We start from the raw sequence: 14,587 nt of genomic DNA, 5'->3' as shown, positions 1-14,587 counted from the left end.
GCTGGACGCATGACAACGACACTGATCACCGGAGCCAACCGCAGCCTCGGACTCGAGACCGCACGCCGACTGCTCGAAGCCGGCCACACCGTCTACGCCGGCATGCGCGACCCGGCGAGCGGCGACGACGCTCGCGCACTCGGCGCCCACGTCGTGCAGCTGGACGTCACCGACCAGGCCAGCATCGACGCGGCGATCGCGACGATCCCCGCGCTCGACGTCCTCGTCAACAACGCCGGGATCCTCGGCACCTCGTTCGGGGTCGACGACCTCGACGCGAGCGCGATGGCGACCGTGCTCGACACCAACGTCACCGGCATCGTCCGGGTGACCCAGGCCGCGCTGCCCCTGCTGCGACGCTCGGCAGCACCCGTCATCGTGAACGTCTCGTCGGGGGTGGGGTTCCCGCGCTGGCTGACGACGCCGGGGCACGACGAGTACGGGGTCCCGGCGGTGCCGTACGCGGCGTCGAAGGCGGCCGTGATCGCGTTGACCGTGCAGTACGCGAAGAACCTGCCCGGGTTCCGGGTGAACGCGAGCGACCCGGGCTACACCGCGACGGAGTTCAACGGGTTCGGCGGACACCAGACGATCACCGAGGGCACCGACGCCACCGTCATGCTCGCGACGATCGGCACCGACGGGCCGACGGGGGAGTTCCACAACCGCGAGGGCCGCATCGAGTACTGAGTGGCAGCGCTGGCGTCAGTCGTGCACGTCGGCGCCGAACCCCGGCCCGGGCCGCATCATCCAGCCGTCCGGGTCGGGCAGCGGGCGGAACCCGAACCGCTCGTACAGCCCGTGGGCATCCGCGGTGAACAGGGCGAAGCGCTTCAGGCCGAGTGGCTCGACCGCCTCGGTCACGCCGCGCACGAATGCGACCCCGACGCCGCGGCCCCGGGCGTCGGGGTCCACGAACACGTCGGCGAGCCACCCGAACGTCACGCCGTCGGTGATCACCCGCGCGTAGCCGAGCTGCTCGCCGGTCGTCGCGTCGTACACGCCGAAGTTCCGGGAGCCGGCGACGATCGCCTCCTGCGTCGCCCGGTCACGCCCACGGGCCCAGTACGACTCCTCGCTCAGCCAGCGGTGCACGCGGTCGACGTCCAGGTCGTCGGGGTCGGCGGAGAAGCGCAGATCGGTCACGCGACGAGTCAACCGGCGGACGCGCCCCCGGCGCAACGGCCGATCGGGTCGGGGTGGACCGCTCGCGTCGTCGGTTGGACGGGTGGCTGTCGACCTGGAGGCCCGTGGGGACCCCGACGCACGGGCCGCGTCGGGCGGTTGGTCGCGCTGCTCCGCCGCCCCTCGTCCGTCGTCCGCCGTCCGTCGTCCGTCGTCCGTCGTCCGTCGTCCGGCTTCTGTCAGGATGGCCGCATGCGCGCCGTCCAGTACGCCCGGTTCGGTTCCGTCCCCCCGATCGTCGACCTGCCGGAACCGGTCGCGCCCGACCACGGCGTCGTCGTCCGGGTGGCTGCCACCGGTGTGTGCCGCAGCGACTGGCACGCGTGGAAGGGGCACGACGACTCGGTCCGGCTGCCGCACGTGCCCGGCCACGAGTTCGCCGGCGTCGTCGCGGCGATCGGTGCGGGCGTCCAGCGCTTCACCGTCGGCGACCGCGTCACGGCCCCGTTCGTGTTCGCCTGCGGGACCTGCGCCGAATGCCTCGACGGCGCCACGCAGGTGTGCACCGCCCAGCAGCAGCCCGGGTTCGACCTGCAGGGCTCGTACGCGGACTCCCTGGTCGTCCCGCACGCCGACCTCAACCTCGTCGCGCTGCCCGACGCCGTGGACTTCGCGGTGGCGGCGGCACTGGGCTGCCGGTTCGGCACCGCGTTCCACGCGCTGCACGCCCGAGGGCGCGTGGCCGCAGGGGAGTGGGTCGTGGTCTACGGGTGCGGGGGAGTCGGGCTCTCGGCGGTCATGGTCGCCGTGGCCGCCGGCGCGCACGTGGTCGCCGTCGACGTCTCCGTGGCCGCACTCGAACGCGCAGCCGCCCTGGGCGCCGACACCGTGCTGATGGACACCGATGCCGTCACGGTGGTCCGATCCCGCACCGGCGGTGGAGCGCACGTCTCGCTCGACGCCTACGGCAGCCGTGCCACCTCCGTCGCCGCCGTGGCGTCCCTGCGTCCGCGCGGCCGACACGTGCAGGTCGGGCTGCTCCTCGACGACGAAGCCGCTCCGGCGATCCCGATGGGCCGGGTCATCGCGGACGAACTCGAACTGCTCGGCAGCCACGGCGCACCGGTCGGGGAGTACGGCGCGATGCTCGACGCCGTCGTGGCCGGGCGACTGCGTCCGGAGCAGACGATCGGCCGCACGATCGGCTTCGACGACCTGCCCGAGGCGCTCGTCGCGATGGACCGACCCGTAACGTCGTCGGGCATGACCGTCGCGGTGTTCTGAGGCTCGGGCGTTTCCGTCAGCCCTCGGTCCGCGCGTCTGCGCCGCGGCGGATGCGGAGCACGACCGCGCCGACGACCAGCACCGCCAGGATCGCGACGACCCCGAACAGGAGCGCCTGACCGCCGTGCCCGTGCGCGTGCGTGCCGGTGCCGGTGCCGGTGTCGGTGTTCGATGCTGCTGCCGCTGCCGTGGGATCCGAGGACGGCGTGGGCGTGGGCGCGGCCGTCGGGCTGGTCGTGGGCGGGAGAACGGACTGCGATGCGGCCGGTTCCACCGTGAACGCGAGCTGCCCCTCGATCGGGTGGCCGTCGGGGGAGACGTACCGCCAGACGACGGTGTGCGGCCCGGGGGAGAGCGACACCGCCTTCGACATCGAGGTGCCTTCGACGGTCACCGCTCCGGAGGACTCGTCGGCACCGCCGTCGTCGCGAACCTCGATGCGCAGACCGGCTTCGAGCCCGGCCAACGGCGCCTCGTTGAAGGTGAGTGTCACTCGCTCGAGGTTGGCGGCCACCGTGGCGCCGTCCGCCGGATCACTCGAGGTCAGTGCTGCGTGCGCGGAGGCAGGTGTCGCGCCGACCAGCACGAGGAACGCGGACAGGGCGACGGCGAACAGGACCCGGGGCGTCGCGGTTGGTGAGTGGCGTTGGTCATCTCGGTGATCGTGCACGCGTCCACGCTAGGGAAGCGATGTCGAGCGTCCCGTCAGCCGGGCGGTCCCGGTAGTGATCTCTGAGTTGACATAATATGCATTATCGGCGCGCGGGTGGGTGCATCGGATGAGCCCTGCGTGAGCAGAAGAGGTCGAGTCCGACGAACGGACTCGACCTCTTCTGCTCACTGGGAGACGACGGCGTCAGTCGGCGGGCTTCGTCGGGACGTCGTCGGCGTCGATCTCGAGCGCCGCCGGCTCGCCGCCCTGTTCCTCCAGGGTGTCCTGGTCGGTGTCGGGCTGTTCCGGCGACTCGCTCTGCGTGGTCTCTTCGGCTGGGTCAGGCTGGCTGTAGCTCATGCGCCGGACGGTACGCCCGGGTTCCTGAACAGCGGCAAGCTCGGCGCCGGAGACGCCGGTGAGCAGCAATGGTCGAGTCCATCCGCTGGACGCGACCATTGCTGCTCACGATGCGACGCGCACCACTCACAGGTTCCCCCGGCTCAGGCTCCGACGTACGCCGCCAGGTGCTGCCCGGTCAGCGTCGACCGTGCCGCCACGAGCTCGGCGGGCGTCCCCTCGAACACGATGCGCCCGCCGTCGTGCCCGGCGCCCGGCCCGAGGTCGATGATCCAGTCGGCGTGCGCCATCACCGCCTGGTGGTGTTCGATCACGACGACCGTCCGACCGGCGTCGACGAGCCGGTCGAGCAGACCGAGCAACTGGTCGACGTCGGCCAGGTGCAGGCCGGTGGTCGGCTCGTCGAGCACCACGACGCCGCTGCGGTCACCGAGGTGCGTCGCGAGTTTCAGCCGCTGCCGCTCTCCCCCGGACAACGTGGTGAGCGGCTGTCCGATCGTCAGGTACCCGAGACCCACGTCGGCGAGCCGGGCGAGGATCGTGTGGGCCGCCGGCAGTGCGGACTCCCCCGCCGCGAAGAACGCCAGCGCGTCGGCGACGGACATGCCGAGCACCTCGCTGATGTCCTTCCCGCCCAGGTGGTACCCGAGCACTGACTGGTCGAACCGCTTGCCGTCGCACTCGACGCAGGGGCTCGCGACGCCCGCCATCATGCCGAGGTCGGTGTACACGACACCGGCACCGTTGCACGCCGGGCAAGCACCCTCCGAGTTGGCGCTGAACAGTGCGGGCTTGACACCGTTGGCCTTCGCGAAGGCCTTGCGGATCGGCTCGAGCAGGCCGGTGTACGTCGCCGGGTTGCTCCGCCGCGAGCCACGGATCCCGCTCTGGTCGATGGCGACCACGTCGTCGCGGCGGGCCAGCGACCCGTGGATGAGGGTGCTCTTGCCCGAGCCGGCGACCCCCGTGACGACGGTCAGCACCCCGGTGGGCACGTCCACGTCGACGTCGTGCAGGTTGTGGGCCGAGGCGCCGCGGATCGCGATCGCCCCGCCCGGACGACGCACCTCGGACTTCACGGTGACGCGGTCGTCCAGGTGCCGACCGGTCACGGTCCCGCTGGCACGCAGCCCGTCGACGGGCCCCTGGTAGCAGAGCGTCCCACCGCCGGACCCGGCACCGGGGCCGAGGTCGACGACGTGGTCGGCGATCGCGATGACCTCGGGCTTGTGCTCGACGACCAGGACGGTGTTGCCCTTGTCGCGCAACCGGACGAGCAGTTCGTTCATCCGCTCGATGTCGTGCGGGTGCAGCCCCGTGCTCGGCTCGTCGAACACGTAGGTGACGTCACTGAGCGAGGAGCCGAGGTGCTTCACCATCTTCACGCGCTGCCCCTCTCCCCCGGACAGCGTGCCGGTCGGGCGGTCGAGCGACAGGTAGCCGAGTCCGATCTCGACGAAGGACTCGAGCAGGTCGCGGAGCCCCTCGAGCAACGGCCCGACCCCGGGGTCGTCGAGACCCCGCAGCCAGGTGACGGCATCGGTGATCTGCATCGCGCAGACGTCCGCGATGCTGCGGCCCGCGATCTTCGACGAGCGGGCGGTGTCGTTCAACCGGGTGCCGTCGCAGGCCGGACACGTCGTGAAGGTCACCGCACGGTCGACGAATGCCCGGATGTGCGGCTGCATCGCCTCCCGGTCCTTCTGCAGGAACGACCGACGGACCCGGTGCACGAGCCCCTCGTAGGTCATGTTGATGCCGGCGATCTTCTGCTTCGTCGGCTCGCGGTACAGGAAGTCCTGCCGCTCCTGCTCGGTGAAGTCGCGGATCGGGGTGTCCCGGTCGAAGTAGCCCGACTCGGCGTACAGCCGCACGTTCCACCCGTCGGTCCCGTACCCGGGGATCGTGAGCGCACCGTCCCCGAGCGACTTCGTGTCGTCGAACAGCTGCGTCAGGTCGATGTCGTTCACCAGCCCCCGACCCTCACATTCGGCGCACATGCCGCCGAGCCGTGTGAACGAGACCTTCTGGGCCTTCGCGTCCGCACCCTTCTGCACCGTGATCGCTCCCCCGGCCGTCACGGTGGCGAGGTTGAACGAGAACGCGTTCGGCCCCCCGATGTGCGGTTGACCGAGTCGGCTGAACAGCACGCGCAGCATCGCGTTCGCGTCCGTGGCGGTGCCGACGGTGGAGCGCGGGTCGGCGCCGATGCGCTCCTGGTCGACGACGATCGCGGTGGTCAGGCCGTCGAGCAGGTCGACGTCCGGCCGCGCGAGCGAGGGCATGAACCCCTGCACGAACGCACTGTAGGTCTCGTTGATCATCCGCTGTGACTCGGCGGCGACGGTGCCGAACACGAGCGAGCTCTTGCCCGAGCCGGAGACCCCGGTGAACACCGTGAGCCGCCGCTTCGGCAGGTCCACGTCGACGTCGCGCAGGTTGTTCGCGCGGGCACCGCGCACCCGGATCCGGTCGTGCCGGTCGGCAGGGTGCGCGTCGGCGCCGGTGGGCTCGTCGTCGACCGGATCGGTGTGCATGCGGGTCAGCGTACCGACGGGAGGCCCGTGGCGGGGCTGCCACGGGCCTCCCGTCCGGTCCGGGGCCGGCCGTCAGGCCGTGGTGCGGTGCTCAGGCGCCGTGACGGCGCACCAGGTCCGGCAGCTCGGCGGGCTCGAACTCCTCGTCGGTCGCGTCGAGTTCGTCGGCGGTCCACCACCGCGAGGCGAGGATGTCGACGCGCTCGTCGTCGGTCCACTCGGCGTCGGACAGTTCGAAGCCCGGCGTGCGGACGACGTAGAACTCGGCGTGCCCGCGGTCGTGGTCGGCGAGGTCCCACTCGACCGTGAAGTCCCAGGACCACACCGGTTCGCCGGGTTCGTCGATGACGATCCCGGTCTCCTCGCGCAGCTCGCGGATCGCGGCGTCGCGGTGGGACTCCCCCGGGTCGACCCCACCGCCGGGCGTGATCCAGCGGTGGGCTCCGTCGGACGACGGCGACTTCGTATCCATCAGGAACACGCGGCCCTCTGGGTCGAGCAGCAGGATGCGGGAGGTGCGGCGCAGGCCGGGTTTGGCGGTCACCCGCCCGACGTTAGCCGACGAATCCGCTGACGTCGCCGACCAGCTTGGTGTGGTCGGCGGGGATCGGCTCGACGGCGGCCAGGGCGATCTCGGCCGCGAACTCGGACACGCTGTAGAGCTTGCCGACCTCCTGCCGACGACCCTCGATCGCGCCGGGGTTCAGGCGGTTCAGCAGCGTCGCGGTGATCGTGCCCTCGATCATGTCGCCGGAGACGACGACGAACTCGATGCCTGCGGCCTCGAGCTGCGGGATGAGCTCACGGAGGGCGAGTTCTCCGGCGCGCTTGCTCTTCGCGACCGGGACGTACTCGTCCATCGTCTCGGCGGTCTCGACGAAGTGGGCCTGGTGGCTCGTGACGAACACCACGCGGGAGCCGGCGGGCATGTGCGGCACGGCGGTCTGCAACATGTCGACCTGCGCGTCGCGGTTCAGGCGGAGCGCGTAGTCCTCGCCGACGCCGGACTCCATGCCGCCGGAGGCGTTGAGCACGAGCAGGTCGATGCCGCCCCACTCCTGGACGACGGTGTCGACGAGCGCCTGCACGGAGGCGTGATCGGTCAGGTCGGCGCCGACGGCCAGGGCGGAACCGCCCGCCTCGACGATCTTCTCGGCGATCTGCTCCGCGCGCTTGGCCTTGTTGCGGTAGTTCACGACGACCTTCGCGCCGGCCTCGGCGAGGTACCCGACGGTGTCGGCGCCGATGCCACGGGACGAACCAGTGACGACGGCGCGCTTGTCGGTGAGGGATCCGGGGGCGAGGGGGTTGCTCACAGTCGTGTTCTCCAGGTCTGGTTCCGGCCGGTCGGGCGCTCCGAGCCTACCAATCGCCTGCACGAGGGTCGGACGGCCCTGATATGTTGAACGGAGTTGTACCGGCTGTCGCGACGCAGCGAGCCGCCGCGCGCGACCGAGGGAGGGAGATCGCGTGAACGGAATCGATTGGATCCAGAGCACCGTCTGGATCGGCCTGGTGTTGCTCCTGGGCGTGGTCGAGATCTTCACCCTCGACTTCATCTTCATCATGCTCGCGGCGGGTGCCGCCGGCGGGTTGATCGCCGCGCTGCTCGGCGCCCCGTGGTGGCTGTCCGCCATCGTCGCCGCGGTCGCCGCCCTCGTGCTGCTGTCGCTCGTCCGACCGCGCCTGCTCGTGGCGCTCGGCCGCGGTGCCGACCCGCACCGCACCAACGTCGACGGGCTCATCGGACTCCCCGGCACCGTCGCGGTCGCCTTCACCTCCTCCAGTCCTGGTCAGGTGCGCCTGGCCAACGGCGAGACCTGGAGTGCCCGGTTCGCCGCGGACTCCGTCGACCGCACACCGCCACTCGGGACCCCTGTGGTCGTCGAGTCGATCGAGGGGTCGACCGCGGTCGTGCGCCTCGCAGAAAGGGCCACCTCGTGACCAGCATCTCCCCGGGGACGATCGCACTGCTCGTGCTCATCCTCGTCGTCGTCATCTTCGTGATCGTCGTCCTGGCGAAGGCGATCCGGATCGTCCCCCAGGCCACCGCGGGGATCGTCGAGCGACTCGGCAAGTACCACAAGACTCTCAACCCGGGCTTGAACCTCCTGGTGCCGTTCATCGACCGCCTGCGGCCGTTGCTCGACATGCGCGAGCAGGTCGTCTCGTTCCCGCCGCAGCCCGTGATCACCGAGGACAACCTGGTGGTCTCGATCGACACGGTCGTCTACTTCCAGGTGACCGACGCCCGTGCCGCGACGTACGAGATCGCGAACTACCTCGGCGCCGTCGAGCAGCTCACCACGACCACGCTCCGCAACGTCGTCGGTGGCCTGAACCTCGAAGAGGCACTGACCAGCCGCGACAACATCAACGGCCAGCTCCGCGTCGTCCTCGACGAAGCCACGGGCAAGTGGGGCATCCGTGTCGGCCGAGTCGAGCTCAAGGCGATCGAGCCGCCCGTGTCCATCCAGGACGCCATGGAACAGCAGCTCCGTGCCGAGCGCAGCCGTCGTGCCGCGATCCTGCAGGCCGAGGGCACCAAGCAGTCGCAGATCCTCGAGGCCGAGGGGCAGCGACAGGCGGCGATCCTGGCCGCCGAGGGTGACGCGAAGGCGCAGGTCCTGCGTGCCGAGGGTGAAGCCCAGGCCATCGCGACCGTGTTCGAGGCCATCCACACCGGTGACCCGGACGAGAAGCTGCTGTCCTACCAGTACCTGCAGACCCTGCCGAAGATCGCCGAGGGCACCTCGAACAAGCTCTGGATGATCCCGAGCGAGTTCACCGAGGCCCTGTCCGGCATCGCGAAGGGCTTCAGTGCCAGCCGCGGTGGCGGTGGTGCCGGTCCGATCGGCGGCGCTGCCGGCGGGACGGACTTCCTGTCCCGGATCTCGAAGCTCGCGAACGAGAGCCTGGCGAACACCGCAGCCGCGGACACCACGATGCCGCGTGCGGATGCCAACGCCGCAGACATCGTCCCCGAGTCCGACCTCGACGCGCGCCTGGCCGAGTCGAACCGCAGTGTCGACGCACACCTCGCGGCCGCCGACGACGCGACCGCCGAGCAGGTCGAGGACACTCCGCCCACGCCGGGCGACGACGCCTCCGGTCACCGGACCAGCGACGGCTCCGGTCGGCGCTGACGCTCCGGCACGGACGAACGACGACGCCCGCCCCGGGGAACCGGGGCGGGCGTCGTCGTGTGTTCGGTGGTGTCAGGCGCCGCGTCGTGCGCGGAGGACCTGCAGGCGCTCTTCGAGGAGCTCCTCGAGTTCCTCGCGCGAGCGGCGCTCGAGCAGCATGTCCCAGTGGGTGCGGGGCGCCTTCACGTCCTCTTCGGCGACCTCGACGGGGATCCCGTCGTCACCGAGCAGCCGGCCCTCGCGACCGGAGCGGGGCTCGGACCACGTCTGGGGGACGTCCGCATCAGCGGAGAAGACGATGTCGAACGTCTCACCCGAATCCGTCTGGTAGACCGCACGCTTGCGATCCGAGAGCTCGACGCCCTCTTCGCTCTGGAGACTCTGACTCCCGAGCCGCATGCCGCGGAGACTCCGATCAGCCATGTGTGTGCTCCTCTCGCTCGTCTGCCCTCCACAACACTGTCCCACGCCCCATCAATCCCGTACCGGCGCATTCACAGTCCGTTCCCAGTGGCTGGGCGCGGCGAGTCCGATCAGGAGCGGGTGCGACGACCCCAGGGTGCGCAGGCGAGGAGCACGAGGAGCCCGCCGAGGGAGAGGAGGAGCGTGATCGAGCCGGACAGGATCGACGCTGGGGTGGTGGACGTGCCGAGCGGCACGTCGGTCACCATCGACGTCGCGGTGTACTCCGGCACCCGGTCGATCGTGCGGCCGCTCGGGTCGATGACCTGCGACGCTCCGACGGTCGAGATGTTCACGAGCGACCTGCCGGTCTCGATGGCCCGCATCCGGGCGATCTCGAGCTGCTGCAGGTTCTCGTCGGTGCCCGAGAAGTCGGCGTTGTTCGTCTGCGCGAGGATCACCTGCGCTCCCCCGCGCACCATGTCGGCGGTCAGCCCGTCGTCGACGATGTCGAAGCAGATCGAGATGCCGGCACGGATCCCCGCGACCGACAGGACGTTCGGCTTCGTCCCCGGCGTGTAGTCGCGCTGCAGCAGTCCGATCAGCGACGGCGCGAGCTTGGAGAAGAACCAGCGGTCGGGCACGTACTCGCCGAACGGCACCGGGCGCTTCTTGTCGTAGGACGACTGCCAGCCGTCGGCGGTCCACACGAACGACGTGTTGTGCAGCACCCCCGACGGCGTCTGCGTGATGGCACCCGCCACGATCGGGGCGTCGAGCGACCCCACCACCGAGTCGAGGGCAGAGGCGATGACCGGCTGCTGGCGCGGGTCGTACTCCGCCCCGGCCTCGGGCCAGACGACGAGGTCGACACCCTTCGCGTCCACGTCCGTCGCCGCGACCTGCGCGGCCAGGACGTCGCCGGGCTCCGCACGGTCGAAGTAGCCCGCTGGACCGTTGCCCTGCACCGACTCGACCCGGATCGTGCCGCTCGTCGCGGCCGGCCACGCCGGCACCGCCACGACCGCCGCGACGAGCAGACCAGCCGTGGCCACCCGCACGGGCAGCCGGAGCGTGATTCCCGGAACACGGGGTGCCACGAGCGCGAGCGACACCACGACCGCGACGCAGTACACGACGACGAACGTCAGCCCGAGGACGCCGACGTACGCCGCCAGGTGCGTGAACGGCCCCTGCGACTGCGACAGGCCGACGCGCCCCCAGGCGAAACCGCCGTACGGCCAGCTTCCCGAGAACCACTCGCGTCCGGTCCAGAGTGCGGCGACGACGGCCGGGAGGCCCCACACGCGTCCGGCGGTCGACGGCACCACGCGCGCGACCCAGCGGTACGCCAGGGCGATGGCGACGCTGCCGAGTGCGAAGAACGCGGCTTCGAGCAGGGCGAGTGCGAACCACGGGACCGGGCCCAGGTAGCGGCCGGCCCACGAGATGGCCGGGATCCAGAACGCCGCGCCGGCGAGGTAGCCGATCCACGCCGCGCGCCGCGCTCGCTGCCCCATCACCGCGAGCAGCATGCAGGCGAGTGCCGGGTAGGCGAGGAACCACCATCCGGGCGACGGGAACGCGAGGGCGAAGAGGATCCCACCGATGACGGCCAACGGCACCGCGGTGCCCAGCGGCAACGCGGCGAACGGGCCGGTCGCGACCGCCCCGCGGCCGACGCGCGCGGGCAGCCCGCGCACACTGGTCTCCGGAACCCGCACCGTGCCTCCTGTCAGACCGCCGCGTAGGCGACGATGCCGCGGCGGACCGCGTCCGTCGCACGTCGGGCGGTCTGGGCGAGCTCGTCGTCGCCGGCGTTCCGGATCTGGTCGAGCAGGTCGATGACCTGCTTCGACCACCGCACGAAGTCGCCGGCCGGCAGGTCGAGGGTGCGGAGGACGTCGTCGAGGGCCGAGCCCGAGGCCCAGCGGAACATGCCGACGGCCATCGCCGGGGTCGGCGGCTGCGAACCGGCCAGGCGCGCCGCGCGCTCGATGTCGTCGAGGCGCGACCAGATGGTCAGCGTCTCGTCGAGCGCGGGGCGGAACGCGCCACGGGGCAGGGCATGCTCCGTGCCGGGCGCGTCCTCGCGGCGGGGCTGGTAGATGATCGTCGCGGCCATGGCGGCGAGCTGTGCCGGGGTGAGGTCCTTCCATACCCCCGCCTCGAGGCACTCGGCGACGAGCAGGTCGCGGTCGCCGTAGATGCGCTGCAGGCGACGGCCGCCCGCTGCCACCGTGGCTTCACCGTTGCCGGCGTCCACCAGGTAGCCGAGCTCGAGCAGGACCTCGGTGACGCGGTCGAACGTCGTCGCGACGGCGCCCGTGCGGGACCGGATCTGCTGGACGAGCTTGTCGTTGGCGCGCTTGAGCTTCCACCAGCGCTCGGACCAGCGGGCATGGGCCTCGCGTTCCGGGCAGGCGTGGCAGGGGTGGCGCTGCAGCTGGCGGCGGACCGCCGTGATCGCGGCTTGGCGTTCCTGTCGGGCCCCGTGCGACGCCTCGCGACCGCCGGGCACGTTCGTGCGCTCGAGGTCGGAGAGTTCACGGCGGAGCGCCGAGTACTCGGTGAAGTCGCCGAGGTGGCACTGCATCGCTTCGCGGTAGCCGTCGAGCGACTCCTGCTGCGAGCGGACCTTGCGGGCGAGGTCCACCACCGACCGGTCGGCCTGGAACTGGGCGAACGACGTCTCGAGTACTTCGCGCGTGCGCTGCCGGCCGAACTGGTCGATCAGGTTGACGGCCATGTTGTACGTCGGCTTGAACGACGAGTTGAGCGGGTAGGTGCGACGGCTGGCCAACGACGCGACGGCCTGCGGGTCGAGCCCGTCGGTCCACTGGATGACCGAGTGCCCCTCGACGTCGATGCCACGACGACCGGCACGACCGGTGAGCTGCGTGTACTCCCCCGGGGTGATCGGCACACGGGCTTCGCCGTTGAACTTCTCGAGCTTCTCGAGCACGACGGTGCGCGCCGGCATGTTCACTCCGAGCGCCAGCGTCTCGGTGGCGAACACGACCTTCAGGAGCTTGCGCTGGAAGAGGTTCTCGACGACCTCCTTGAAGGCGGGGAGCAGGCCGGCGTGGTGCGCCGCGACCCCGCGCTCGAGCCCTTCGAGCCACTCCCAGTAGCCGAGGACGGCCAGGTCTTCGTCGAGCAGGGTGCGGCAGTGGTACTCCGCCGTCTCGCGGATCTCGTTGCGCTCCTGCACCGTCGTCAGGGACAGGCCCGAGCGCAGGACGTTGCGGACACCCTGGTCGCAGCCGTTGCGGCTGAACACGAAGAAGATCGCGGGCAGGAGCATCCGCTCGTCGAGCATGTGCGCGATCTGCTCGCGGTGCACCTTCTCGGTGCGGGGCCCGCGACGCTCAGGGTAGCCACCACGACCGCGCCGGCCACGGTGGCCGCCGCCGTTCCGCTCGCTCCGGGCGCCGCCGCCGACCATCCGGAGCAGTTCCGGGTTCACGCGGTTCGTCGCCGCGGCACCGCTCGAGTCGAACAGGTCGACCATCTTCGAACCGACCAGGACGTGCTGCTCGAGCGGGACCGGACGGTCTTCGGAGACGATGACGTCGGTGTCGCCGCGGACGGTCTGCAGCCAGTCGCCGAACTCCTCGGCGTTGGACACCGTTGCGCTGAGCGAGACGAGGCGGACCTCGGTCGGGAGGTGCAGGATGACCTCTTCCCACACGGCGCCGCGGAACCGGTCGGCGAGGTAGTGCACCTCGTCGAGGACCACCCAGGCGAGGTCGTCGAGCAGGTCCGAGTCCGCGTAGATCATGTTCCGGAGCACCTCGGTCGTCATCACGACGACGCGGGCGCGGGGGTTCACGTTCGTGTCGCCGGTGAGCAGCCCGACCTCGGACTCACCGTAGACGTCGACGAGCTCGGCGTACTTCTGGTTGCTGAGCGCCTTCATCGGCGTCGTGTAGAAGACCTTCGCCGTCGGCTGGCGCATGGCGAGCCAGATGGCGAACTCGGCGACGATGGTCTTGCCGGCTCCGGTCGGGGCGGCGACCAGGACGCTGCGGCCCTGGTCGAGCGAGTCGCATGCGGCGAACTGGAACGGGTCGAGGTCGAACCGCAGGTCCGTCCGGAAGAGCTCGAGGTTGCGCGACCGGTTGCGCACCTTGGCCGCGGCGAACCGCTCGGCCGCACTCGTGCCGCTCACAGGCCGTACTCCTCGTCGAGCTTCGCCTGGCGCTTGGCCAGACGGCGGTCGTGGATCCACGCGATGAAGCAGGCCGCGATGTAGAGCACCACCATCGGGACGGCGAGCAGGAACATCGAGATGACGTCCGCGCTCGGGGTGACGATGGCGCAGAAGACCAGGATGCAGAGGATCGCGACGCGCCAGCTCTTGATGATCGCGGAGGCCGACAGGACCCCGACGAAGTTCAGCAGGACGATGAAGACCGGCAGCACGAAGGCGATGCCCACCGCGACGATGAGCTTGATGACGAAGTCGTAGTACGCCTTCGCGTCGACGATCGAGGTGTCCTGGCTCGACACGAAGCTGCCGAGGATGCCGACCACGTGCGGCAGGATGTACCACCCGAAGTAGCACCCGGCGAAGAACAGCGGGATCGCGGTGCCGAGGAAGCCCCAGACGTACTGCCGCTCGCGCCGGACGAGCGCTGGCACGATGAACGCCCAGATCTGGTAGAGCCAGACCGGGCTCGCGATGACGACGCCGATGGTGATCGCGATCTGCAGCTTGAGGTCGAACGCCCCGGTGATCATCGGGAAGTTCAGCTCGGCCGTGTGTCCGCCGACCTTGGCGAGCTCGGTCACCGGTGCCCGCAGCGAGTCGAGCACCCACGGGGTGAGGAACCAGCCGCCGATCGCACCGACGACGATCGCCACGACTGCGCGGAAGAGCCGGTTGCGCAGCTCGATGAGGTGCTGCCCGAGCGACATGCGGCCTTCGGCGTCGGTCTTCTGGCGCCCCTGCCGCTTCGCTCGCCCGCGCGCGGTCGTCGAAGCCATGTGGTCGATCTTACGGGGTCGGGACCGACAGTCCGCCTGGGGTCGGCGCGGCCGCGTGGTGGGCGGGCGGCGGGGTCGGGCGGTCGGGC

The 14,587-nt window shown here is 70.8% G+C and carries 13 protein-coding genes and 1 pseudogene; 4 read left to right on the top strand and 10 right to left on the bottom strand.

What is annotated here, in order from left to right; translation table 11 throughout:
* Nucleotides 1–9: 9 nt before the first annotated feature.
* The gene (locus DEJ27_RS09445; protein ID WP_110860054.1) at nucleotides 10–690 is read left to right on the top strand and encodes an SDR family NAD(P)-dependent oxidoreductase; all 681 of its coding nucleotides are present in this window, start codon (nucleotides 10–12) and stop codon (nucleotides 688–690) included.
* A gap of 15 nt (nucleotides 691–705) precedes the next feature.
* Here the strand turns inward: DEJ27_RS09445 and DEJ27_RS09440 are convergent, their stop codons facing one another.
* Nucleotides 706–1,146, bottom strand: a complete 441-nt coding sequence (locus DEJ27_RS09440) for a GNAT family N-acetyltransferase (RefSeq protein ID WP_111090828.1) — start codon at nucleotides 1,144–1,146, stop codon at nucleotides 706–708.
* 231 nt (nucleotides 1,147–1,377) lie between these two features.
* Here DEJ27_RS09440 and DEJ27_RS09435 point away from each other — a divergent pair, with 231 nt between their 5' ends.
* Nucleotides 1,378–2,409, top strand: coding sequence for an alcohol dehydrogenase catalytic domain-containing protein (locus DEJ27_RS09435; protein ID WP_111090889.1), 1,032 nt, complete (start codon nucleotides 1,378–1,380; stop codon nucleotides 2,407–2,409).
* Between the two features lie 16 nt (nucleotides 2,410–2,425).
* On the opposite strand, the gene DEJ27_RS09430 is transcribed toward DEJ27_RS09435, so the two are convergent.
* The 5 genes from DEJ27_RS09430 to DEJ27_RS09415 form a co-directional block, all read right to left on the bottom strand.
* Nucleotides 2,426–3,079, bottom strand: coding sequence for a copper resistance CopC family protein (locus tag DEJ27_RS09430; RefSeq protein WP_111090827.1), 654 nt, complete (start codon nucleotides 3,077–3,079; stop codon nucleotides 2,426–2,428).
* A gap of 186 nt (nucleotides 3,080–3,265) precedes the next feature.
* Nucleotides 3,266–3,421, bottom strand: coding sequence for a hypothetical protein (locus DEJ27_RS17745; RefSeq protein ID WP_163343611.1), 156 nt, complete (start codon nucleotides 3,419–3,421; stop codon nucleotides 3,266–3,268).
* 143 nt (nucleotides 3,422–3,564) lie between these two features.
* Nucleotides 3,565–5,958 (bottom strand): excinuclease ABC subunit UvrA, encoded by a 2,394-nt coding sequence (locus tag DEJ27_RS09425; protein ID WP_111090826.1) that lies wholly within the window; start codon nucleotides 5,956–5,958, stop codon nucleotides 3,565–3,567.
* A 91-nt stretch (nucleotides 5,959–6,049) separates the two neighbouring features.
* The gene (locus DEJ27_RS09420; RefSeq protein WP_111090825.1) at nucleotides 6,050–6,502 is read right to left on the bottom strand and encodes an NUDIX hydrolase; all 453 of its coding nucleotides are present in this window, start codon (nucleotides 6,500–6,502) and stop codon (nucleotides 6,050–6,052) included.
* Between the two features lie 10 nt (nucleotides 6,503–6,512).
* Complete coding sequence (locus DEJ27_RS09415; RefSeq protein ID WP_110860066.1) at nucleotides 6,513–7,274, bottom strand: SDR family oxidoreductase; 762 nt, start codon at nucleotides 7,272–7,274, stop codon at nucleotides 6,513–6,515.
* Between the two features lie 154 nt (nucleotides 7,275–7,428).
* Between DEJ27_RS09415 and DEJ27_RS09410 the strand changes: the two genes are divergently transcribed.
* Nucleotides 7,429–7,902, top strand: coding sequence for an NfeD family protein (locus DEJ27_RS09410; RefSeq protein ID WP_110860068.1), 474 nt, complete (start codon nucleotides 7,429–7,431; stop codon nucleotides 7,900–7,902).
* A pseudogene (locus DEJ27_RS09405) lies at nucleotides 7,899–8,804 on the top strand (SPFH domain-containing protein); the annotation flags it as partial. The gene DEJ27_RS09410 and the pseudogene DEJ27_RS09405, both read left to right, overlap by 4 nt.
* 372 nt (nucleotides 8,805–9,176) lie before the next feature.
* Here DEJ27_RS09405 and DEJ27_RS09400 read toward each other — a convergent pair.
* The 4 genes from DEJ27_RS09400 to tatC all read right to left on the bottom strand — a co-directional run bounded on the left by DEJ27_RS09400 (nucleotide 9,177) and on the right by tatC (nucleotide 14,429).
* Entirely contained in the window at nucleotides 9,177–9,527 is a 351-nt protein-coding gene (locus DEJ27_RS09400) for an RNA polymerase-binding protein RbpA (protein ID WP_027465636.1), read from the bottom strand.
* Nucleotides 9,528–9,637: 110 nt separating this feature from the next.
* Nucleotides 9,638–11,230: an apolipoprotein N-acyltransferase gene (gene lnt, locus DEJ27_RS09395; protein WP_258370334.1), complete on the bottom strand. Its 1,593-nt coding sequence runs from the start codon at nucleotides 11,228–11,230 to the stop codon at nucleotides 9,638–9,640.
* A gap of 11 nt (nucleotides 11,231–11,241) precedes the next feature.
* Entirely contained in the window at nucleotides 11,242–13,680 is a 2,439-nt protein-coding gene (locus DEJ27_RS09390; protein ID WP_110860074.1) for an RNA helicase, read from the bottom strand.
* Nucleotides 13,677–14,429 (bottom strand): twin-arginine translocase subunit TatC, encoded by a 753-nt coding sequence (gene tatC, locus DEJ27_RS09385; RefSeq protein ID WP_110860107.1) that lies wholly within the window; start codon nucleotides 14,427–14,429, stop codon nucleotides 13,677–13,679. Before tatC ends, DEJ27_RS09390 begins: the two co-directional genes overlap by 4 nt.
* Nucleotides 14,430–14,587: the final 158 nt, after the last annotated feature.

Source organism: Curtobacterium sp. MCPF17_018 (genome assembly GCF_003234135.1).
Classification (GTDB): domain Bacteria; phylum Actinomycetota; class Actinomycetes; order Actinomycetales; family Microbacteriaceae; genus Curtobacterium; species Curtobacterium flaccumfaciens.
Note: the sequence above shows the minus strand (reverse complement) of the source record. Positions and strands in the feature narration are given on the sequence as shown.